This window comes from Streptomyces sp. TRM64462 (assembly GCF_013362995.1).
GTDB lineage: Bacteria > Actinomycetota > Actinomycetes > Streptomycetales > Streptomycetaceae > Streptomyces.
The window spans coordinates 14,153-35,725 of record NZ_JABWDV010000462.1; the positions used below are offsets into that span (position 1 = coordinate 14,153).

A 21,573-nucleotide genomic window follows, 5' to 3' on the forward strand; every position below is an offset into this window, starting at 1 on the left:
GGGGTGCACAGCCTAGCTGCGGAGGAAACATGACTCAATCGATCGACGCCAGGTTGAAGGAAGGCCTGGTGTCCCTCACGCCACCGCCCGCGACCCGGTACAACGACCCCGCGGAGTACCTGGACTTCGCCCGGCCGATCACCGAGAAGTTCCTGCCGTACGACACCCGTAGCGACAGTGAACTGCGGGAGGTGTCCGAAGGGCATGACAGCCCCCTTGAGCGCGAGCGCGCGCTGTGGGAGCTGGCGGACCGCAGCCCGGAGGAGAGCCTGGCGTTCATCGCCGACACGATCGGCACCGAGACGGACCGCTCGGTCCGCTCGGGTGCGCTGTGGCTGGCGCTGCGTTCGGCCGGCCCGAGGTCCCTGAGCACGCTGGAGAAGTACGCGACGGACGACGACCCCGAGGTCGCCGACTGGGCGCGGGTGCTCGCGGGTGACATCACGGGCGTGAAGCCGGAGCGCGTGTACAACGAGGCCGAGGTCGAGGAGACCGGCTACTTCGACCAGACGGTCCCGCTCATCATCGGCGGCCGGGTCGTCATCATGACGCCGGGTGTCGGCGCGGTGCGCGCGGTGCTCTCACCGCTGTGGTTCGACTCGATTCTCGGCCGCGTGCTGGCCAGCACGAACGTCGAGACGATCCGCACCGACCTCACCGTCGAGAAGGCGCTCGAGGGCCTCAACGCGGACGGCTCGTGCCACTACGAGATCTTCCCGTTCCGCGGGCTGAGCGTGGAGTACGACGGGAAGAACCTGGAGCACAACTACCTCTCCGAGACGCTGCGGCCGTTCTACCCGAGCGGCTTCGTCGGCAAGGGCGAGATGGTCGAGGTGCCGGTGTCGCTCGGCCGTATCGCGCTCACGTCGCTCGCCGGCAAGGGCGAGGTGGCCATTCACGGCGACGGTCCGCGTGCGCAGCGGCTGCGCGCCGCCGACATGCCGTTCGTGCAGAGCGTGCGCGGCCGGTACTACGGCTGGGCCGCGGTCAACCTGGACCGCACCTTCGACCGCGGCACCGTCGGCGCCGGCGATGTGCAGCTGTCGAACCCGACGGACCCGATCGCGGGCCCGATGACCAACGCCAAGCTGTACGGCACGTTCCGCGGCAAGTCCGGCGACTACGCCGGCGCGGGCCGCTACACGCTCAACTCGATCAAGTGCCACGGCCGTCCCGACGGCCGGATCGACGTGGTCGAGAACGGCGGTGAGCTCGCCGCCGAGTGAGCTGAGCCCTGACACGGCGGTGCACCCCCATGGTGCGTGGGGGTGCACCGTCCTTTCCTGCCCCAGCCCGTCTCGGCTCGGCTCAGCTCAGCTCAGACCTAGCATCAGGGAGCAGCGGAGCACGGCCTCCGGGTCGTCGCCCTTGATCCGGACGTCACCTGTGGCGATGGCCTGGAACGGGGACACCATCCTGGCGCCCACCTGGACGAACGTACTGGCATCGCATTCGATGGTCAGCGCGGGCTCCGCCACCGAGCCGCGCTCGAAGGACACCCGGCCGCCGCGCACCAGGATCTGGAAGGTCTGGTCGCTGACCTTGAACTCGTACACCTCGTCGACCTGCGGGATGGCGTCCTCGACGATCAGCGCCTGTACGGCGAGGAAGCCCCACTCGGCGCGGGTCGCGCCGGTGGTGTCCGACTCGTCGAGGAACTTCAGGCCCCAGCGTGCGAGCGCGAGGACGGGCTCGCGGAGTTCCTGGCCGGTCTCGGTGAGCCGGTAGAGCCGGGCACGGCCGTCGTCGGCCACGGAGGTCTGCTCGACCAGGCCTTGTTCGACGAGCATCCGGAGCCGGTCCGTGAGGAGATTGGGCCCGATGCCGGGCAGATTCTCCAGCAGGCTCTTGAAGCGGGCGGGGCCGATCAGCAGCTCCCGCACGATGAGGAGGGTCCACCGCTCGCCGACGACGTCCAGGCCGGCGGCCAGTCCGCAGAATTGCCCGTACTCACGTCTCATGGCGGACTCCTTTACTGTCATTGTCGATAGTAACATTCGCGGCGGCTGTCCAGAGCGCCCCGACGCGGCGGGCCGGGTGAGGTGGTCCGGGGGCCTCAACTCGGCACGGGAGGTCCGGGTATGCGCCCGTGCCGCGTGCGGCGGAGTGCGACACCCTTGGTGATCCTTGCCAACTTACTGTGTAATCGTATAGCCTCCGTGCGGACAGCTCGAGTCGGCGGCCTGTTGTGGGCCCAATCTCGCTGGGGTGGTGGATTCCGTGTATCTCATCTGGTTCCTGCACCGGGTGCCCAGATCGCGTGAGGAGGATTTCCGCACCGTCGTATACCAGGCGATCGAGGTGTTCCGACGGCACGGCGCGATCGGCGGCACCGTGATGGAGATGAGCGACCCCGCGGCGAAGTACGGCTGCTCGGCCATAGCCGCCGGCGTCGATGTGGCACCCGACGAGGTGCTTTATGCGGAACTCGCCTATTTCCACGACCGGGCGCACTACGACGAGGTCATGCCGAAGGTCGACGCCGACCCCGAGTTGGAGGAGCTCTACGGAAAGCTCCTCCAGACGGTGGATATCAGCCGTATTCTGCGCGCGGAGTTCAGCACCCTGTTCGAGCTGGTGAACGCCGATGAGCGCGACCGATACCAGCGGACTCCCCGCACCCAATGGCAACCGGCCCCTCAGGAGAGAGTGTGACGACGGGAAAGCGGGACAGGAACGCGACAGCGGCCGCCGAACCCGCATGGAATTTACGGACCGTCACCTGGCTCTCCGGTGCACAGTTCTTCATGTTCGGCATCGCCATCGGCGTGATGACGGTCGCCTGGGCCGAGGTGATCCGTTCCTTACGGCTGAGCGATGGATTCTTCGGCACCGCCCATTTGTTGCTGCCGGTCGTGGGCCTGGTGACCCTGCTCTCCGCCAAGCGTCTCTACCGGCATCTCGATCACCGCCATATCGGCATCTACGGCCAACTCGCACTCATCGGGCTTCTCGTGATGCTGGCCGTGAGCACGAACTTCGTGGGACTGCTGATCGCGTTCGCGCTCGCCGGGCTCGGCTCCGCGCTGGTCGACACCGCCACCAACAGCGTGTTCATGGAGATCCAGGCCCGCGGCGGCCGCGAAGTGATGAACGTGATGTACGCGATCAACAGCGGTGGCACGGTCATCAGCGCCCTCGGAGCGGGCGCGCTGATCAGCCTGGGCATGGACTACCGCTGGGTCGCCGTGCTGGTCGCCGCCATCATGCTGCCCGTACTCATCGCCTCGTTCGTGATCATGTACCCGCCGGTCAACCGCGACGAAGCCGACGCCTCCGAGGACAGCGCCGAGCCCGAAGGCGACATCGGCATGTGGAAGCTGATGCGCAATCCGCTGTTCCGTGTCGTGTTCGTGATGACCGTCCTCGGTATCGCGGTGGAGAGCATCGTGCAGGTCTGGTCGGTGATCTACGTCGACCAGCTGCTCGACGCTCCCATCGTCTACGGCGGCGCGGCGTTCGCCCTGTTCAGCCTGACCATGATGATCGGGCGGATGATCAATGCCTGGCTGGTGTCCGCCCTCGGCATCCGCAAGTCCTTCCTGATCTCCGCGGTCGGGACCGCGCTGTCCGGGGCACTGCTGATGGCCGCCGTCGACCTGTGGCTGTCCGTGTTCGCCTTCCTGCTGATGGGCATCGCCATCGCCGGGGTGCAGCCCACCTGTCTCAGCGCGTCGGCCCGGGTGGCGCCCAGCCGCGTCAACATCGTGGCGGCGGCCATGATGGTGCCCGCGTACGGCGCGTTCATCGCGACGCCGACCGCGTACGGCTGGCTCTCCGACGCGACCTCGCTGAACACCGCCATGGTGATCGTGGTGGCCGCCGGCATCGGGATCGGCGTGCTCGCCCTCGGACGTCCGGTCGCCGAGGCCGACCGGGCCGCCGCACCGGCCGAACCAGCGGATTCCGCGCTCTCCGGCCAGTCCTAGCCCGCCGTCAGTCCTTGCCCGCCCCGCGCACAGAAGCGGAGTTCCCGATGAGCGGATCACTCAGTGCCCTCGGTACGGCCTCTCGTACGGAACGCCTGGCCAGGCTGGTCCGGGTGCTTCCCGCGCCGCCCGCCGAAGTGTGGCGGGCGTGGACCGACCCGGATCGCCTGCCCGGCTGGTTCGGCCCGATCCTGGAGGGCACACCGGGGCCCGAGCAGGAGTACGTACTGGAAGGGCGCGGCCAGCACGGCGACACCATCGTCTGCCGCGTCCTGACCTGGGACCCGCCCGCGGCACTGCGGGTGACCTGGCGCTACACCGGAGAGACCGACTCGGAGCTGCGCCTTGCCCTGTCCCCCGCGGACCACGGCGGCACCCGGCTCGTCCTCGAACACGCGGGGTTCGGGCCGGAGGCCGACCCGGTCGACTACGCGGCCGGCTGGCATATGTACACCGACAACCTCGAAGCACACCTCGCCGGAACGCCCGGCGTGGCGGATTCCGACGCGCGCTGGATGGAGCTGCTGCCCGTCTACGCCGCATCCGCCAGGTGAGTTTCCGAAGCCAAGGAGAAAGCACGGCATGAGCACCACCGACGAGAACGGCAGCCCGCAGGACGCCGTTCTGGTCCCCGACATCCTGCACTCCACGCTGGTCCGCGCGGCCCCGCACGACGTGTTCGCCCTGCTGTCCAGCGGCACAGGGTGGGACAAGTGGTTCACCCACGGCTCGACCTTCGAGCCGCGCGTGGGCAGCCCGGTGCACCTGGTCTGGCGCGGGTGGACCGACGACGGCAGCGATGTCACCGACGACGGTGTGGTCAAGGAGTGCGTTCCGGGCGAACGGTTCGCGTTGACCTGGGGCACACCGCCGTCGCTGGTCACCTTCACCACCGCGGAACACCCGCGCGGTACGTGGCTGCAGGTGGTGGAGACGGGGCTGCCGCAGACCAGGGCCGGGCTCGACCGGTTCGGGCAGTGCGCGACCGGCTGGGGGGAAGCGCTCACCCTGGTCCGCTGCTACGCCGAGCACGGAATCCGCCTGTCCACGTGAGCGGGGACAGACCGCCGACACAGGAGCTGATGTTCCATGACGAACCCCCACGGACCATCGCGCGTCGCACTGGTCACCGGTGCGAGTACGGGGCTCGGTGAGACCCTCGCCGAGTTCCTCGGCGGCCTCGGCTGGCGCCTGATCCTCACCGCACGCACCGAGTCCGACCTGACGGCGGTCGCCAAGCGGCTGACCGACCAGGGCGGTTCGGTCATCGCGGTGGCCGGCGATGTCGGCGAAGCCGCGCACCGCGAGGAGCTGATCGCAGCGGCGGCGTCCTTCGGCCGGCTCGACTGGCTGGTGAACAACGCGTCCCAGATGGGGGTCAGCCCGATCAGGCCGCTGCTCGACCATCCGGTGGCCGTGTTCGAGGAAGTGCTGCGCACCAATGTCGTCGCACCCGTGGCGCTGGCGCAGCTGGCGCTGCCGCTTCTGAAGGAAACCGGCGGTCTGGTGGTGAACCTGTCCAGCGAGGCGGCCGTGGACGTGTTCCCGTGCGCGGGCATCTACGGGGCCAGCAAGGCGGCACTCGACCAGGCGTCCCGCATCATCGCCGTCGAGTTGGCCGACTCCGGCGTGGGTGTGACGTCCGTCGACCCGGGCGGGATACGCACCCGCGGCTACGCACAGGCCGAGCCCGGCTTCGACCTGTCAGGCGTGCCCGATCCGGACGTGACGCTGCCGTTCTGGAAGTGGCTCACCGAGGTCTCGCCCGGCGACGTCACCGGCCGGCGCTATCTGGCGCAGTCCGGGCCGTGGGACGCTCGATGAGCCCCCGCCCCGAGCGGGACACCGTGTACGAGGCTCCCTACAGCGCGCTCGCCCGGGTCTACGACCGATGGATGGCCGCGGACAGAATCCCGTACGACCAATGGTTCGCGTTCACGGAGAAACGGTTCGCCGAGGCCGGTTTCGAGGTGCGGACCGTGCTGGACGTGTGCTGCGGAACCGGTACGACGATGCGGGCGCTCCAGGACCACGGCTACGAGGTCACCGGTGTCGACGCGTCGGCGTCGATGCTGGACATCGCCCGCACGCGCACCGACCCCGGCACCGAGCTGCTGCACCTCGCCCTGCCCGACGAACGGCTCGCGGAACTCGGCCCTTTCGACGCGGCGCTCATCTGCTTCGACGGGGCGAACTACCTGACCGGTGACGGCGCGCTCGCCGCCACCTTGCGCCAGCTCGCCCGCGCACTGCGCCCCGGCGGGGTCCTCGTGTTCGACCTGAGCACCCGGTCGAGCTTCGAGGCCATCGCCGCGCTCGACGAGTTCGGTGAGGACTTCGGAGACTTCGCCTACGTGTGGAACACCCGGCACACGCCGGACACGCCGCACTACGAGTACCTGGTGTCGCTGTTCGTGCCGGAGGGCGAGCTGCACCGGCGGGTCGTCGAGCGACACTCACAGCGGTGGTTCTCCCGCGACGAGGTCGAAGGCGCGCTGCGCGACGCGGGGTTCACCGCCATCGCCGTGTCGGACAACTACAGCGAGCGGACCGCGGCCGACACCACCCGGCGGGACACCTGGAGCGCCCGCCGCATGACCGGGTCCCATCCACGATGACGCCCTGGAGGGCTTTGATGCTGCGCCGGCTGTGCACCGCCACGCTCGCCACCGCCATGCTCTGCGGACTGATGACCGGAGCCGCCGCCTCACAGGCCCCGGCGGGCGGGCGGCTCGAAGTGGTCGCCGACGACCTGGTCACTCCGCGCGGCCTGACCTGGGACGCACGGGGCCAGCGGGTCCTGGTCACCGAGGCGGGCGCGGGCGGGCCGGCGCCCTGCGCGCCCGGCGTGGGCGGCTACCCGGCCTGCTTCGGGACGAGCGGCGCCATCACCGCGTACACCCCGAGGGACGGGAAGGCGGTGCGCATCGCCACCGGACTGCCCTCGGTGATCAACGAGTTCAGTGTGCTCGGACTGCACGACATCGACGCGAGCCATGGCCGCATCTCCGTGGTGTTCGGCCTCGGCGGACAGATGTCCACGCGGGACGGCCTCGGCGAGGCGGCGCGCGGCCTCGCCCAGACCGGCACCATCGACCGGAACGGGAAGCTGCGGCCGATCGGCGACCTGCTCGCGTTCGAGCAGCGGCACAACCCGCACCCCGCGGACATCAACGCCAACGCCTACGGGCTGACCCGGGTGCCGGGCGGAACGCTGGTGGCGGAGGCCGGGGGCAACGACATCCTGTGGGTACGCGATGACGGGTCGGTGCGCATGCTGGCCCTGCTGCCGGACCAGATCATCGACGGCCAGGCGGTGGAGGCCGTACCCACGGCGATCGTGCGGGGCCCCGACGGCGCGTTCTACATCAGTGAGTACAGCGGCGAGCCCACCCGGGTGGGGGCTGCCCGCATCTGGCGCCTCGTTCCCGGGCAGCCCCCGGTCGTCGTGGCGAAGGGCTTCACCGGCGTCATCGACCTCGCCTTCGACCGGCAGGGACGGATGCTGGTCCTCGAACTGGCCGAGCACGGCTTCGACTCGCCCGACCGGACCGGGCGGCTGCTGCGCGTCGAATGGGACGGACGGCGGACCGTCCTGGCGCGCGAAGGGCTTGAGCACCCCGGCGGCGTCGCGGTCGCGCCGAACGGTGACATCTACCTCACCAATCGGACGACGTCGCTCGGCGAGGCGAACGGGCAGCTGCTTCGGCTGCGCCCCGGCCGTTCGTGACCGCAGGGGCCGCCACGGAAGCGTGGGTCGTTCCGCGGCGGCCTCATCGGCCTGGGCGAGTCAGACGTCGTAGCTGTCGTGGTGACGGACCCAGTTCATGATCCCGGCCTCCTCCTGGCGCCCGAGCGGCGTCAGGTCCAGGTAATTGAAGGTGCCGTTGAGGAGGTCAGTGCCACGGGAGTACGTCGAATAGGTGTGGAACACGCTGTCGCCCTCGCGCAGGAAGACGCTCAGGCCGTGTTGCTCGCCGCTCAGGGCCCATGAACCGATTCCCGCCTCCCGCAGTTCTTCCTTGGTGCGGAAATTGAAGAGGACGGGCGTCACGGATTCATCCATGGTGACATGGAAGTCGTAGTTGAACGATGTGCCGTGCGAGGAGAACCAGGGGAAGGTCCAGCCCATGCGTTCACGGAACTTCGTGATCTTCGCCAGGGGCGCGCGGGAGACCGCGGCGAATGAGGTCTGCGCCGCGTGCAGATGCGACAGGTGGCCGATGTTGTCGGCGAGCAGTGAGCATCCGGAGCAGCCGGCATCCCAGTCGGGGGCCAGCATGAAGTGGTAGACGATGAGTTGACGGCGGCCGTCGAACAAGTCGATGAGTGTTGCCTCGCCGTTCGGGCCCTCGAACACATAGGGCTCCGTGATTTCGACCATCGGCAGTGCGCGGCGCTGAGCGCTGAGCGCGTCCCGCTCCCGGTCGAACTGTTTTTCCCGGGCAAGCAGTTCTTTCCGGGCCGTTAACCATTCGTCCCTGGACACCACCGCTGGACGGTTCATTCCGCGCCTCGCCTTCGTCGTCTTCCTCAGCACTCGGAATGCTACCGGAGGGGGATGCGCGGGTGCCTGGACCAGCCGGCCGCTGCGGGCCGGCTTTCCTGTACCGATCGCCGCCTCGCCGCCACGGGCCTACGCTCGAAAAACGAGGGAATACCAGCCTCAAAGGCAACAACAGGCACACCAGCCTCTACCGAGGGGAGGCGGACATGCGTACACCCCTACGGCGGTCCGCGATCTTCCTGAGTGCGGCCGCGCTGCTGGCGGCCATGGGCGGCGCGACCGGCGCCGCAGGCGCCACCGGGGCACAGGCGGCCGCTGAGGACGGCGTACTCAAGCTCGGCTACGTCCTCCCCGAGACCGGCCAGCTGGCCTTTCTCGGTCCGCCCATGATCCAGTCCACCAACTTCGCGATCAAGACCATCAACGACGCGGGCGGCGTGCTCGGCAAGCCGATCCCGAAGGTCGTCGGTGCCGACGAGGCGGGCCAGGAGGCCGTGGCGGCGCAGTCCGCGGCCCGTGTCCTCAACGCCGGCGTCGACGCGATCATCGGAGCCGCCGCATCCGGCATGTCCCTGGCGTTCATCGACCGGGTCACCGGTGAGGGCGTCGTCCAGTGCTCCGGCTCCAACACCGCCCCCACCTTCACCGACTACGACGACGGAGGCTTCTACTTCCGCACCGCGCCCAGCGACGCCCTGCAAGGGCCCGTCCTCGCCCAGACCATCCAGGACGACGGCCACGACCGCGTCGCCCTGATCGCCCGTGCCGACGACTACGGCCGCGGTCTGCTCGACTCCACCAGGAAGGCCCTGGAGGACGGCGGCGCCACCGTGACGATGGCCGAGACGTACGACCCGAAGGCCACGAACTTCGACCAGATCGTCCAGAAGGTCAAGAACTCCGGGGCCCAGGCCACCGTGGTCATCGCCTTCGAAGAGGGCACCCAGATCCTCCAGGGTCTGATCGAGGCGGGCATCGGCCCCGGCCGTGCGGGCGTGTACGGCACCGACGGGCTGCGCAGCGAGGAGCTGCCGCGGCTGGTCTCGCCGGCCGATCCCGGACGGATCGCCGGGATGAAGGGCACGGCACCGGCGGCGGAGACCAACCCGGAGTACGTGAAGGCGCTCCAGGAGTTCGCTCCGAACCTGGAGGTCCTGCAGTTCGCGCCGCAGACCTACGACTGCGTCACGACCGTCGCGCTCGCCGCCGAGCAGGCCGGGACGGACGACCCGCGCGAGTTCGTCAAGGAGATGATCCCGGTCACCAAGGACGGCGAGAAGTGCACCACGTTCGCCGCCTGCAAGCAGCTGATCGCCGACGGCAAGGACATCGACTACGACGGTGTGAGCGGCCCGCTCGACTTCACCGACGCGGGCGAGCCGGGCCAGGCGACGATCGAGGTCTACCAGTACACCGAACAGGGCCAGCTCCAGACGGTCCGCACGGAGGAGACCACGGTCGAGGAAGCCGAGTGACGTGACGAGCGCCGTGCGAGGCGAGCCCCGGCGTGAGACGTGAGAGGAGCCCTGCGTGAGAGGAGGTCAGCGGACCCGGGCGAGCGTCCCGAGATAGAGGTCGATCACCCGCTGGTCGTGCAACAACTGAACCCCTGTGCCCGTGTGTGCGTTGCGACCCTGGTCGAGGACGTACCCGCGGGCACAGATCTGCAGGCACTTGCGGGCGTTCTGCTCGACCATCAGCACGGCGACCCCCGCCCCGTTGATCTCCCTGACCCGCTCGAACACCTGGTCCTGATAGATCGGCGAGAGCCCCGCGGACGGCTCGTCGAGCAGCAGCACCTCGGGCTCCATCATCAGGGCCCGCGCCATGGCCAGCATCTGCCGCTCCCCGCCGGACATCGAGCCCGCCTTCTGCCGGCGCCGGGCGGCGAGCACCGGGAACAGCTCCTCGACCACGGCAGCCCGCGCCGCGAAGTCCTTCGGCCGCAGGTACACGCCCATCCGCAGGTTCTCCTCGACCGTCAGCGCCGGGAAGACGTTGGCCAGCTGCGGTACGTACCCCACACCGCGCCGCACTAGTTCGTGCGTGGGGCGGTTGGTGACGTCGTCGCCGTGCAGCCGGACCGTGCCCTTGCGGACCCGCAGCAGCCCGAACACCGCCTTCGCGAGCGTCGACTTGCCGGCGCCGTTCGGCCCGATCACGCCCACCAGCTCGCCGTGCCGCACCTCGACGCTGCATCCGCGCAGCACGTCGACGCCGGGCACGTACCCGGCGAACAGGTCGTCGGCCACCAGCACGGCCGCCTCGGACGTGCTTCCTGACGCGTTGGCCGAGATGTCGCCCGTCATGGTCGTTCCTCCTCACCGCCGGTGTCGCTCGTGCCGCCGCTGCCGCTCGTGCCGCCGGCGCCGCCGCCGTTGTCGCCCGTCGCCGGTTCGTCGTGCCGCTTGCCGAGGTACGCGTCCACGACGGCCGGATTGCGGCCGATCGTGTGAGGCGGCCCCTCGGCCACGAGCCGCCCGCCCGCCATGACGGCCACCCAGTCGCTGATGCCCATGACGACGTCCATGTCGTGCTCCACGAAGCACACCGTCAGCCCCTCGTCGCGCAGCGCCGTGATGTGCCCCAGCAGCGACTGCGTCAGCGCCGGGTTCACCCCGGCCATCGGCTCGTCGAGCAGCAGCATCACCGGACGGGTCATCAGCGCCCGCGCCAGCTCCAGCAGCTTGCGCTGCCCGCCCGACAGGGTGCCCGCGTACGCGTCGCGCAGCGCCGTGAGCCGGAACCGCTCCAGGAGCTCGTCGGCCCGCTCCACCAGCTCCCGCTCCTGGCGCCGCCACACCGGCCGCAGCAGCGCGGGCAGCAGCCGCTCGCCCCGCTGCCCGACCCCCGCGAGCAGCAGGTTCTCCAGGACGGTGAGCCTGGCCGGGGTGCGGGTCAGCTGGAACGTACGGACCAGGCCGCGCCGCGCGATCCGGTGCGCCGACCGGCCCGTGAGGGTCTCACCGTCGAACCACCAGGCGCCGCCGCCGGCCCGGTCGAAGCCGCTCACCACGTTGAACAGCGTGCTCTTGCCCGCACCGTTCGGGCCGATGAGGGCCGTGATGGTGCCCCGCTGCACCTCCAGGTGGCCGACGTCCACCGCGACCAGACCCCCGAAGGTCCGGGTCATCCGGTCCACGACCAGCAGCGGGTCGTTCTTGTGCACGCCCGGCACGGGCTCCGGCAGGCCCCCGGGCCAGACGGCCGGCATCGCGGCGAAGGGCGGGTCAGCGGCCACTGAGCAGCATCTCCTTCCTGCTCCCGAGGATGCCCTGCGGCCTGAACGCGATCAGCAGCATCAGCGCCACCCCGACCAGCGCGAAGCGCACCGCGCCCACCTCCGACGTGCTCAGCACGTCCTCCGGGATGATCCCCGCCCCGATGGCCTGCCGCAGCGCGCTGTCCAGGAAGCCGAGCAGGAACCAGAACAGCACCGAGCCGACGACGGGCCCCAGGATCCGCCCGGCGCCGCCCAGCACGAGCAGCGTGTACAGGAAGAACGTCACGCCCGGGTCGTAGCTGTCCGGGTTCACGGACTGCACCTGGACGGCCTGCAGCATGCCGGCGACGGCTCCGATCACGCCGCCCAGCACCAGGCTGGTCATCTTGAACGCGTACACGTTCTTGCCGAGGCTGCGCGCCGCCGTCTCGTCGTCGCGCACGGCCCGGATGACCCTGCCCCACGGGCTGTGCACGAGCAGCGCGAGCAGCACCCCGCACACCGCGACCAGCGCCCAGCCGACGATCAGCACCCACAGGTCGCGGGAGCTGAACCGGATCAGCCAGAACCCGTACGAGCCCGGATCGATCGGGTTCAGATCGTAGAAGTCGTTGGCGAACCGCTGGAGCCCGAACACGCCGCCCGTGGTGGGCTCGGCCCAGCTCGAACGGTAGAAGAGCCGCAGCGCCTCACCCGCCGCGATGGTGGTGATGGCCAGGTAGTCGGCGCGCAGCCGCAGCGTGGGCAGGCCGAGGAGCAGCGCCAGGACCACCGCGCACGCGATGCCGACCAGCACGCCGAGCCACATGGACCCGCCCCACGTCGCCACGGTGATCGCCAGTCCGTAGCCGCCGACCAGCATGAACCCGACCTGCCCGAAGTTGAGCAGCCCGGTGTAGCCGAAGTGCAGGTTGAGCCCCATGGCGGCGAGCGCGTAGACGGCGGCGATGGGGCCGAGGCCGGAGCGCAGCGCGTCGGTGAGGATCGTCTCGAAGTCCATGCCGCACCACCACCCTCATCCGACGCGTTCGGCGCGGCCGAGGATGCCCTGCGGCCGGACCAGCAGGACGACGATCAGCGCGAGCAGCGCCCACGCGTACTGGAGGTCCACGGGGAACCACAGCGTGGACATCTGGGCGACGATGCCGATGACCAGGCTGCCGACCATCGCCCCATACGCGGAGCCGAGCCCGCCGAGGATGACGCCGGCGAACATCAGCAGGAGCAGCTTGAAGCCCATGTCCCAGGTGACGATCTCGACGAGCCCGAAGAACACCCCGCCGAGCGCCGCGAGCGCACCGGCGAGCATCCACACCACCAGCACCACGCGCTTGACGTCGATGCCGGACGCCTCGGCGAGGTCGCGGTTCCCGGACACCGCCCGGATGGCGGTGCCGATCCGGGTCCTGCCGAGCAGGAGCGCCACCGCGAGCAGCGTCGCGACGGACAGCAGCGTCACCGTCAGGTCGCGCGGGGTGATCCCGACCGGGCCCAGGTCGATGGCCCTCTGGATGTCGTACTGCGCGTACGAGCCGGGCCGTGTCCCGTACAGCACGAGCACGACGTGCCGCAGCAGCAGCGACAGGCCGATCGTGACGATGAACATGTTGATCAGCCCGGTGCCGCGGGCCCGCAGCGGCCGCCACACGCCGCGGTCGATCGCCGCGCCGACGACGGCGCCGAGCGCCGTGGCGGCGAGGGCCGCGAAGACCAGGTGCCAGCCGGGCCCGGCTGGGGAGACGTTCAGGAAGAACGCGAAGGTGGCGCCGATGGTCACCAGCTCGCCGTGCGCGAAGTTGATCAGGTGGATGGTCCCGAAGATCAGCGACAGGCCGACGGCGGTGATCGCGATGATGACGCCGAACTGGATGCCGTCCAGGAGCGCCTGGAGCGCCCGCTCCCACCACGTCGGGCCGCGCGGGACCTCCTCACCCTGTGCCGAACCCTGCGCCGCCGCGCCGGCCGCGGGCGCTGCCAGCAGGAACAGGGTGAGGGCCGCAACGAACAACCGCTGATATCGCTGATACCGCTGATGGCGCACGGCGGATCCCATGGGGTCGGGTGAGGCTGCACTCCCGCCTCACACGTGCTCACGCCCCCGTGTCGCTCAGTGTCTCACCGCGGTGCCGAGTCAGCGCGGCGACCGCCCGGCCGCCCGGCCCACGGCCTCGACCAGCGGCAGCAGCCGGTACGGCACGCGCTCGCGCAGCGCCATCTCGGTCCGCGTCCGCACGACGCCCGGGAGCTGGATGAGGTGCTGGATGACGTCTTCCAGGTGCTCGTTGTCCCGCGCCACCACCCGGGTGAGCAGATCCCCGCCGCCGGTGATCGAGAACGCCTCGACGATCTCCGGTACGGCGGCGAGCGCGTCACCCACCTCGTCCAGGTGCCCCTGCGTGACCTCGACGTGGACGAAGGCGAGCACCGGGTGCCCGAGCGCGGCGGGGGAGAGGAACGGCCCGGTGCCCGTGATCACACCGTCCCGCTCCAGCCGGTCGAGCCGGGCCTGGAGGGTGCCGCGTGCGACACCGAGGACGCGCGCGTACTCGCGCACGCTGGTGCGGGGCTGTTCGATGAGCAGCCGCAGGATCCGGGTGTCGAGTTCGTCCACCGGCATGGTCCGTCGCCCTCCTCGCCTGGGTCGTGTCCGGGCGGGCGCGCCGCCCCTCGACTGTACCAATGGCCTCCCCCGCGGGCTTCCGGCTGGGCCACCGGCGACCATCGGTCCCCATGGTCCGTTGGCCCGCCCGTGGTCCACTGAACCCGGCGTCGGCTGGGCCAATGGACCAGCCTTCGAGGCGTGTGTTGAGCCAGGGCGCCCGCGGGTGCTTTCCTTGTCGTATCCACGCATCATCGGCGCCGCGCAGCGCCGGACGGCAACGACGCCGGATCCGGACCGCGGCGCTTTCGTCGTGCCTGCGGCCGCCCACCACCCCCGGGCACCCCCGCACGCCCGGCGAGCAGCAAGAGCAGGGGGGCGTACACACCGCCGTGAAGAGGATCTTCGTGGCCCCGGACCCGGGGCACCTGAGGCTGAGGAACGCGACGCGCGCCGTCGTCGGCATCGCGCTCGCCGTCGCCGCCGCCGAGCTGGCCGGTCTCTCCCTGACCGCGTCCATCACCGGCGGCCTGGCGGCGCTGCTCGCGCTGTTCACCGTCGCCGACACCACCGTCCGCGCCCAGCGGGTCAGCACGGCCCTGCTGCCGGCCGCCGGATTCCCCGCACTCGCCCTCGCCACCGCCCTCCACGCCATGCCGCTGGCCAGGGACGCCGCCTTCGTAGCGGTCGTCTTCTGCGGCGTGTACGCCCGCCGCTGGGGCCCGCGAGGCCACGCGCTCGGCATCTTCGCGTTCATGCAGTACTTCGTCGTGCAGTTCCTGCACGCCACGCCCGGCCAGCTGCCCGAGCTGTACGCCGCCGTGGGCCTGGCCCTGGTCGCCGCCGCCGTCGTGCGCTTCGTGCTGTGGCCCATCGAGCGCCGTACGCCGCCCCCGGCCGCGCCCGCCCCGCTGCCCGGAACCGGCCTAGGCAGGCCCACCACGCGGCAGGCCGTCCAGGCCACCGTGGCCTGCGCCCTCGCCCTCGCCGTCGGCCAGCTGCTGTCCGACGAGCGCTGGTACTGGGCCGTCGGCACCGCCTGGTGGATCTTCGTGAACACCGCGTCGCGCGGCGAGACGCTCGTCCGCGGGTTCCGCCGCGTCCTCGGCACGGTCATCGGCATCGTCGCCGGACTGTTCCTCGCGCTCCCGCTGAACGGCGCGGCCGCGCCCACGGCGGCGCTGGTCGCCCTGTGCGTGTTCGGGATCTTCTACACCGCCCCCGTGTCGTACAGCTGGATGATGCTCGCCGTGACCGTCATGGCCGGACTGCTGTACGGGCTCCTCGGCGTCCTCACGCCCGAGCTGCTGGTGCTGCGGCTCGCCGAGACCGCGATCGGCGCCCTGTTCGCGGCGCTGGCCGTGGTGCTCGTCCTGCCGGTCACCACGCACGCCACCAACGACGCCTGGATCCAGCGCGCCCTGCTGGCCGTACGCCGCTGCACCGCCGAGGCGGCCGAGCGCCTCGCGGGCTCACCGGGCGCCGACCCGGCGCGGCACGCGGCCGAGCTGGAGCTGTTGCTGGGGCGCGTACGGATGTCGCTCGCGCCGCTGGTCCACCCGCTGAGCCCGTTCCGGGCCCGCAAGGCCCGCGCCCGGCAGGTGCTGGCGCTGCTGGACGACTGCGCGCGCGAGGTGCGCGGCCTCGCCGCCGTGGCCGCCGACCCGGACGCCGGCCACGACGCGCGGCTCGCGGCGGCCTGCTGGCGCGTCGAGGCCGCCGTGGAGGCGCTCATGTCGCCGGAGCCGTCCCGCGCGCGGGCGGCCGCGGAGCCGAAGACCGCTGCCGAGGCCGAGGCGCCCGCCTCCGGGCCGCTGGCCCATCTGCGTGGCCTGGAGCAGCTCCTCGTCCAGCTCGACGCGCCCCTCCGGAGCGCACCGCGCTCCCCGCTGGTCCGCGCGGGCCAGGGAAACCACGGGTTGGTCTAGACCGCGACTGCTAGCGTCGGGCCCACGGGCAGCGGAACGGCCGACGGAGAGGGCGGGCAGCGCGATGGGGCGACGGGCAGAGCGGACGGCTCGGGCAGAGCGGGCGGAGCGGACGGCTCGGGCGGCGCGGCCAGAGCGGACGGCGGGGGCGGCTCGGGCAGAGCGGACGGCTCGGGTGGCGCGGGAAGAGCGGACGGCTCGGGCGGCGCGGACGGCGCACCGTGCACCGGCGGGGCTCCCCGCACCGGGGGAGCGGGCCTTCATCGGGTCGTTCACGCGCGCCGGCGGCCTGGGCGTCACGGCCGCCTCCGTCGACCGCGCCACCGGCGCCCTCACCGTCACCGGAACGAGCGACACCGTCCCCGACCCGTCGTTCCTCGCGCCCGGCCCGGACGGCACCGTCCTGTACGCCGTCTCCGAGGCCGACGAGGGCGCCGTCGCCGCGTTCGACGTCACCGGTCCCGTCCCGCGCCCGCTCGGCGCCCCCGCTCCCGTCGGCGGCGCGGGTCCGACCCACCTGACGTACACGGCGGGGCACGTCGTCACCGCCCACTACGGCTCCGGCGGCGTCAGCGCGGTCGCCGTACGCCCCGACGGCACCCCCGGGCCCGTCACCGGCCTCCTGCGCCACCACGGCCACGGCCCCGACCCCGAACGCCAGACCGCTCCCCACGCCCACCAGGTGCTGCCCGCGCCCGGCGGGCGGCATCTGCTCACCGTCGACCTCGGCACCGACTCCGTACGCGTCTGCGCCCTCGACCCCGCGACCGGCGCCCTGGCACCGCACGGCGAGACCCCGCTGCGCCCCGGCAGCGGCCCCCGCCACCTGGCCCTCCACCCGGCCGGTGGCCATGCGTACGTCCTCGCCGAGCTGGCGCCGGTCCTGACCGTCTGCCGCTGGAACGCCCGCAGCGGCACCCTCGCCCCGGTCGCCGAGGTCCCCGTACGGGCCGAGGGCGCGACCGGCGTCGCGTACCCGTCGGCCGTCGCGGTCGCGCCCGACGGGCGTTACGCCTGGGCGGCGGTACGGGGCGACGACACGCTCACGGTGCTCGCGCTGCTCCACGAGGGCGGCGAGCAGCCCGTACCGGTCGCCCACGTGCCGTGCGGGGGCCACTGGCCCCGGGACGTCGCCCTCGCGCCCGGGGGCCGCCGCCTGTACGTCGCGAACGAGCGGTCCGGCGACGTCACCTGGTTCGACATCGACCCGGACACGGGCATCCCGAGCCGCGCGGGCGCGATCGAGGTCCCGGCCGCGACCTGCGTGATCTTCGCCTGAGGCGCACGAAGGGCCCGCACGGCATCCTCTGCCGTGCGGGCCCTTCGGAGACCTCCTGGCGGCGGCCTTCCGGCCGCGCCCGCTCAGCGCACCGGCGCCCCCGGCTGCTGCGGGGAGATCCCCAGCAGCGCCATGTACTGCGACAGCACCAGCTTGCCGACCGCCGGGTACGCGCCCAGGGGCTCGGCCACCGGGCAGTCCGCCACCTTCGCCGCGTCGTCGAGCAGCCCCGGGGCCACCTCCGGGCCCACCACGTACGGGGCGAGCGCCAGCTGGGCCGAGCCCGCGCCGCGCAGCTGCTCCGCGACCGCCGCGACCGCGCCCTCCTGGTCGAGCGCGGCGGCGATCACCGGCACCGCGAGCCGGGCCGCGAGCAGCATGCCCGTGATCCCGGCCGCCTGCACGGCCTCGTCGCCGCCGACCGTGGCCAGCACGATGCCGTCCGCCGCCGTCGCCACGGTGAACAGCCGCGCCCGGTCGGCACGGGCCAGGCCCGCCTCGGACAGCCGGACGTGCAGCGCCTCGGCGAGCAGCGGGTGCGGGCCGAGCACATCGGTCAGCTCGGCAGGCGCGCCGCTGTCCGCGACGGCCTGCCGTATGCGGTCCATCAGGGCAGCGTCCGGGCCGACCAGCAGCGGCACCACCACGGCGGCCGGGCCCTCGGGCTCGGCGACCTCGCGGCCCGCGGCCACGGCAAGCTCGTACCGCTCCACGCGCAGTGCCGCGGCCTCCTTGAGGACCCGCGCCAGCGAGGCGTACTCGGCGTCGTCCCCGTCCAGGAAACCGATCGCGGCCTCCAGGCCCGGCAGCTCGGAGCGCGCGATGCTCACGAGCTCTTCCGCCAGGCTGCGCACAGCGGCGGAAGGCTCGCCGGGGACGGCGAGGACGAGTGCGGGCGCGCCTTCGGGCGCCGCCAGGGGTTCGGGGCGACGGTGCCGCCCGGACTGGCGGGGTCGCGGCATTCGTACAGGCAGGCCAGCGGGCCCAGTGGGGGAGCTCATGGCGCCGCATGCTACTGGTTTTGCCCGCCCCACTGTTCGGGGAGGGTGCGTTCACGCGTCCTATACCCGGGTTTGTCCGAAGATCCTTTCAGTCACCGCAAGTGTCCAGCAGCCCGGGGGCACGCGGCAGCCGCAGCGTGCCCCCGGCCAGCGCCGCAGCGACCGTCAGCGCACCGGACAGGGGATCCCCGCCCGCCGGCACCGCCCGCACCCCCGGCAGCAGCTCCGCCAACGCGGCACGCAGCGGTACGAGAAGGGGCTCACCGATCCGGAACAGACCACCCGTCAGAGCGATGACGCCGCCCTCGTCACCCTCCGGGTGCACGGCGGCCGCGGCCTCCGCGACGTGCCGCGCGGCCCCCGCGACGACACCGGCCGCCACCGCGTCGCCGTCCGCCGCGCACCGGGCCACCTCCGGCGCGAACGACGCGAGCACCGCGGCCCGGTCGGGGCGCGGGTACAGCAGTCCCGGCAGGCCGTCCAGCGGCCCGAACACGGCCTCGGCGCGCTCCCGCAGGCCCGCCGAGCCGCCGCGCCTCCCGTCGTGCGCCCGCAGCGCGGCCTCCAGGCCGGCCCGTCCGATCCAGGCGCCGCCACCGCAGTCGCCCAGCAGATGGCCCCAGCCGTCGGCCCGCCGCCAGCGGCGCAGATCCGTGCCCACGGCCACCAGGCCCGTCCCGGCGGCGACCACCGTCCCCGCCCGCTGCCCCAGGGCGCCCGCGTACGCGGTGACGGCGTCGGACGCCAGCGCGACGCGCCGCACCCCGAGCCCGTCCCGCAACGCTCCCGGCAGCACGGCCCGCAGCCCTTCACCGAGCGCCACCATCCCGGCGGCCCCGACGGCGACGGCCGCCGGACCACCGCCCGGACCACCGCCCGGACCACCGCCCGGACCGCCTCCCGCACGCGCCGCGTCGGCGCCGGGCCCGCCGGGCCTGCCGGGTGCGCCGGACTCCTCGGCCAGGAGGGCGTCGGCGGCCGTCACCACGCGTTTCAGCAGCAGGCCCGCGTCGATGCCCGACGGGCCGGTCGGGACCGGCTCGTCGAACGTGCGGACCCCCACGGTCTCCACGGCGACACCGGTGCCGGCCTCCGCGCCGTCCGCCGCGCAGCGCCCCAGGGCGACGCGCAGGCCCGACCCGCCCGAGTCCACGCCGAGCACCAGCAGGTGCCGCTGCGCGTCCGCCGGGCGGGCCCCGGTCACGGCAGGCGCCAGTCCACCGGCTGCGCACCCTGACGCAGCAACAGGTCGTTCGCGCGGCTGAACGGCCGCGACCCGAAGAAGCCGCGGTCCGCCGACATGGGCGACGGGTGCGCCGACTCGATGGCCGGCAGGTCACCCAGCAGCGGGCGCAGATTGCGGGCGTCCCGGCCCCACAGGATCGACACCAGCGGCTTGCCGCGCGCCGCGAGCGCCCGGATGGCCTGTTCGGTCACTTCCTCCCAGCCCTTGCCGCGGTGCGCCCCCGGCTTGCGGGGCGCCGTGGTCAGCGCCCTGTTGAGCAGCAGGACCCCCTGCCGCGTCCACGGCGTCAGGTCGCCGTTCGACGGCCGGGGCAGGCCCAGGTCGGTGTGCAGTTCGCGGAAGATGTTCTCCAGGCTTCCCGGCAGCGGCCGCACATCGGGCGCGACCGAGAAGCTCAGTCCCACCGCGTGCCCCGGTGTCGGATACGGGTCCTGGCCGACGATCAGGACTTTCACCTCGTCGAACGGCTGCTGGAACGCCCGTAGGACGTTCGGCCCCGCCGGCAGGTAGGTCCGGCCCGCGGCGATCTCGGCGCGGAGGAAGTCCCCCATCGCCGCGATGCGTTCGGCCACGGGGGCCAGGGCGTCGGCCCAGCCCGGTTCGACGATTTCTCTCAACGGTCGTGCTGCCACGGCCGTCACTCTACTGGCGCAACCGATCACCTTTCCCCGGTCCTTCACCGGTCATCCGACGACCGCGGCCCGCACGCACAGCACGTCCGGCAGGTGCGAGGCGAGGAGCTGCCACGTCTCGCCGTCGTCGGCGCTCGCGTACAGCTCGCCGTTGCGGTTGCCGAAGTACACACCGGCCGGGTTGGCGCCGTCCGTGCACATCGCGTCGCGCAGCACCGTGCCGTAGTGGTCGCCCTCGGGCAGCCCCGCCGACAGCGCCTGCCAGCTGCCGCCCGCGTCACTCGTACGGTAGACACGGCACCGCCGCTCCGCGGGCACACGGTCCGAGTCGGCGTGGATCGGGAACACATAGGCCGTATCGGCGTGGTGGGGGTGTGCCACGGCCGCGAAACCGAAGTCGGACGGCAGGCCCGCCCCGATGTCCGTCCAGGTCACGCCGTGGTCGTCGCTGCGGTACACGCCCCAGTGGTTCTGCAGGTAGAGCCGGTCCGGATCGCCGGCGTCCTGCGCGATCTTGTGCACGCACTGCCCGAACTTCGGGTGCGGGTCGGGCATGAACACCGCCGAGACCCCCTCGTTCGACGGCTGCCACGTGCCGCCCCCGTCCGTCGTGCGGAACACGCCGGCCGCCGACACCGCCACCGTCACGACGTCCGGGTCACGCGGGTCCGTGATCACCGTGTGCAGCGCCTCGCCGCCTCCGCCCGGCTGCCACTGCCCGCGCGTCGGGTGCTCCCACAGCGGCCGTACGAGCTCGAACGTCTCGCCCTCGTCCGCCGACCGGAACAGCGCCGCGGGCTCCGTCCCCGCGTACACCACGCCGGGAGCGGCCGGGCCGGCCGGGTGCAGCTGCCAGACCCGCTCCAGCGACGCGCCCGTGTCCTGCGGGAACCGCACGGCGGGCCTGGCCGGTTCGGTCCAGGTGGCGCCCAGGTCGTCGGAGTGGAACACCGACGGGCCCCAGTGCGCGCTGTCCCCGCCGACCAGCAGCCGCGGAGTGCTCCTCCGCAGGTCGATCCCGACCGAGTACACGGCCTGCGCGTTGAAGCGCGGGCCGTCGAACTGCCAGGTGCCCCCGCGTCTGCGCCCGATGAAGAGGCCCTTGCGGGTGCCTGCGGTCAGCAGTACGTCGTCGGTCATGGCCGTACCTCCAGGACGCCGTTGTCGCGGATACCGGCCAGTCTGCACCCGGCCACCGACAACAGCCCCCGGAGCCCGCCTCCGCCCAG

Annotated in this window: 22 protein-coding genes; 11 read left to right on the plus strand and 11 right to left on the minus strand. The window is 72.2% G+C overall.

All coding sequences use genetic code 11. The features are described 5' to 3' along the window. Nucleotides 1-29 precede the first annotated feature (29 nt). Nucleotides 30-1,226: a HEAT repeat domain-containing protein gene (locus HTZ82_RS30795; protein ID WP_175412693.1), complete on the plus strand. Its 1,197-nt coding sequence runs from the start codon at nt 30-32 to the stop codon at nt 1,224-1,226. 87 nt (nt 1,227-1,313) lie between these two features. On the opposite strand, the gene HTZ82_RS30800 is transcribed toward HTZ82_RS30795, so the two are convergent. Next, a complete protein-coding gene (locus tag HTZ82_RS30800; protein ID WP_175412694.1) occupies nt 1,314-1,961 on the minus strand; it encodes a winged helix-turn-helix transcriptional regulator in 648 nt (215 codons plus the stop codon). 259 nt (nt 1,962-2,220) lie between these two features. Between HTZ82_RS30800 and HTZ82_RS30805 the strand changes: the two genes are divergently transcribed. Genes HTZ82_RS30805 through HTZ82_RS30835 form a run of 7 tightly spaced genes read left to right on the plus strand, consistent with a single transcriptional unit; the run spans nt 2,221 to nt 7,659 of the window. After that, the gene (locus tag HTZ82_RS30805) at nt 2,221-2,655 is read left to right on the plus strand and encodes a DUF1428 family protein (protein WP_175412695.1); all 435 of its coding nucleotides are present in this window, start codon (nt 2,221-2,223) and stop codon (nt 2,653-2,655) included. Next, the gene (locus tag HTZ82_RS30810) at nt 2,652-3,929 is read left to right on the plus strand and encodes an MFS transporter (RefSeq protein WP_309235796.1); all 1,278 of its coding nucleotides are present in this window, start codon (nt 2,652-2,654) and stop codon (nt 3,927-3,929) included. The genes HTZ82_RS30805 and HTZ82_RS30810 overlap by 4 nt, the downstream gene beginning before the upstream one ends. A gap of 47 nt (nt 3,930-3,976) precedes the next feature. After that, nucleotides 3,977-4,483, plus strand: coding sequence for an SRPBCC domain-containing protein (locus HTZ82_RS30815; RefSeq protein WP_175412696.1), 507 nt, complete (start codon nt 3,977-3,979; stop codon nt 4,481-4,483). A 28-nt stretch (nt 4,484-4,511) separates the two neighbouring features. Next, nucleotides 4,512-4,982, plus strand: coding sequence for an SRPBCC domain-containing protein (locus HTZ82_RS30820; RefSeq protein WP_175412697.1), 471 nt, complete (start codon nt 4,512-4,514; stop codon nt 4,980-4,982). 36 nt (nt 4,983-5,018) lie between these two features. Then, nucleotides 5,019-5,753: an SDR family oxidoreductase gene (locus HTZ82_RS30825; RefSeq protein WP_175412698.1), complete on the plus strand. Its 735-nt coding sequence runs from the start codon at nt 5,019-5,021 to the stop codon at nt 5,751-5,753. Beyond that, nucleotides 5,750-6,547: a class I SAM-dependent methyltransferase gene (locus HTZ82_RS30830; protein WP_175412699.1), complete on the plus strand. Its 798-nt coding sequence runs from the start codon at nt 5,750-5,752 to the stop codon at nt 6,545-6,547. The genes HTZ82_RS30825 and HTZ82_RS30830 overlap by 4 nt, the downstream gene beginning before the upstream one ends. Before the next feature lie 17 nt (nt 6,548-6,564). Beyond that, nucleotides 6,565-7,659, plus strand: a complete 1,095-nt coding sequence (locus HTZ82_RS30835) for a ScyD/ScyE family protein (RefSeq protein WP_175412700.1) — start codon at nt 6,565-6,567, stop codon at nt 7,657-7,659. Nucleotides 7,660-7,719: 60 nt separating this feature from the next. Here the strand turns inward: HTZ82_RS30835 and HTZ82_RS30840 are convergent, their stop codons facing one another. Then, complete coding sequence (locus HTZ82_RS30840) at nt 7,720-8,436, minus strand: DUF899 domain-containing protein (protein ID WP_175412701.1); 717 nt, start codon at nt 8,434-8,436, stop codon at nt 7,720-7,722. 206 nt (nt 8,437-8,642) lie between these two features. On the opposite strand from HTZ82_RS30840, the gene HTZ82_RS30845 reads away from it, so the two are divergent. Continuing rightward, complete coding sequence (locus HTZ82_RS30845) at nt 8,643-9,911, plus strand: ABC transporter substrate-binding protein (RefSeq protein WP_175412702.1); 1,269 nt, start codon at nt 8,643-8,645, stop codon at nt 9,909-9,911. A gap of 66 nt (nt 9,912-9,977) precedes the next feature. Here the strand turns inward: HTZ82_RS30845 and HTZ82_RS30850 are convergent, their stop codons facing one another. The 5 genes from HTZ82_RS30850 to HTZ82_RS30870 all read right to left on the minus strand — a co-directional run bounded on the left by HTZ82_RS30850 (nt 9,978) and on the right by HTZ82_RS30870 (nt 14,276). Further along, complete coding sequence (locus HTZ82_RS30850) at nt 9,978-10,745, minus strand: ABC transporter ATP-binding protein (protein ID WP_175412703.1); 768 nt, start codon at nt 10,743-10,745, stop codon at nt 9,978-9,980. Continuing rightward, the gene (locus tag HTZ82_RS30855) at nt 10,742-11,677 is read right to left on the minus strand and encodes an ABC transporter ATP-binding protein (protein WP_217624784.1); all 936 of its coding nucleotides are present in this window, start codon (nt 11,675-11,677) and stop codon (nt 10,742-10,744) included. Before HTZ82_RS30855 ends, HTZ82_RS30850 begins: the two co-directional genes overlap by 4 nt. Continuing rightward, complete coding sequence (locus HTZ82_RS30860; protein WP_175412704.1) at nt 11,667-12,659, minus strand: branched-chain amino acid ABC transporter permease; 993 nt, start codon at nt 12,657-12,659, stop codon at nt 11,667-11,669. The genes HTZ82_RS30855 and HTZ82_RS30860 overlap by 11 nt, the downstream gene beginning before the upstream one ends. Before the next feature lie 15 nt (nt 12,660-12,674). Beyond that, complete coding sequence (locus HTZ82_RS30865) at nt 12,675-13,700, minus strand: branched-chain amino acid ABC transporter permease (protein ID WP_217624785.1); 1,026 nt, start codon at nt 13,698-13,700, stop codon at nt 12,675-12,677. A gap of 90 nt (nt 13,701-13,790) precedes the next feature. Continuing rightward, on the minus strand, nt 13,791-14,276 hold the full coding sequence (locus HTZ82_RS30870) for an Lrp/AsnC family transcriptional regulator (RefSeq protein WP_175412706.1): 486 nt from the start codon (nt 14,274-14,276) through the stop codon (nt 13,791-13,793). A gap of 374 nt (nt 14,277-14,650) precedes the next feature. Between HTZ82_RS30870 and HTZ82_RS30875 the strand changes: the two genes are divergently transcribed. Continuing rightward, nucleotides 14,651-16,186, plus strand: a complete 1,536-nt coding sequence (locus HTZ82_RS30875; protein ID WP_175412707.1) for an FUSC family protein — start codon at nt 14,651-14,653, stop codon at nt 16,184-16,186. 262 nt (nt 16,187-16,448) lie between these two features. Then, on the plus strand, nt 16,449-17,465 hold the full coding sequence (locus HTZ82_RS30885; protein WP_309235797.1) for a lactonase family protein: 1,017 nt from the start codon (nt 16,449-16,451) through the stop codon (nt 17,463-17,465). An 83-nt stretch (nt 17,466-17,548) separates the two neighbouring features. Here HTZ82_RS30885 and HTZ82_RS30890 read toward each other — a convergent pair whose 3' ends face one another. From HTZ82_RS30890 to HTZ82_RS30905, 4 genes are all read right to left on the minus strand, one after another. Next, nucleotides 17,549-18,466, minus strand: a complete 918-nt coding sequence (locus tag HTZ82_RS30890) for a sirohydrochlorin chelatase (RefSeq protein WP_175412709.1) — start codon at nt 18,464-18,466, stop codon at nt 17,549-17,551. A gap of 88 nt (nt 18,467-18,554) precedes the next feature. Then, entirely contained in the window at nt 18,555-19,670 is a 1,116-nt protein-coding gene (locus HTZ82_RS30895) for a BadF/BadG/BcrA/BcrD ATPase family protein (protein WP_175412710.1), read from the minus strand. Next, nucleotides 19,667-20,344, minus strand: a complete 678-nt coding sequence (locus HTZ82_RS30900) for a uracil-DNA glycosylase (RefSeq protein ID WP_175412711.1) — start codon at nt 20,342-20,344, stop codon at nt 19,667-19,669. The genes HTZ82_RS30895 and HTZ82_RS30900 overlap by 4 nt, the downstream gene beginning before the upstream one ends. Before the next feature lie 51 nt (nt 20,345-20,395). Beyond that, on the minus strand, nt 20,396-21,484 hold the full coding sequence (locus tag HTZ82_RS30905) for a sialidase family protein (RefSeq protein WP_175412712.1): 1,089 nt from the start codon (nt 21,482-21,484) through the stop codon (nt 20,396-20,398). Between the last annotated feature and the right edge of the window lie 89 nt (nt 21,485-21,573).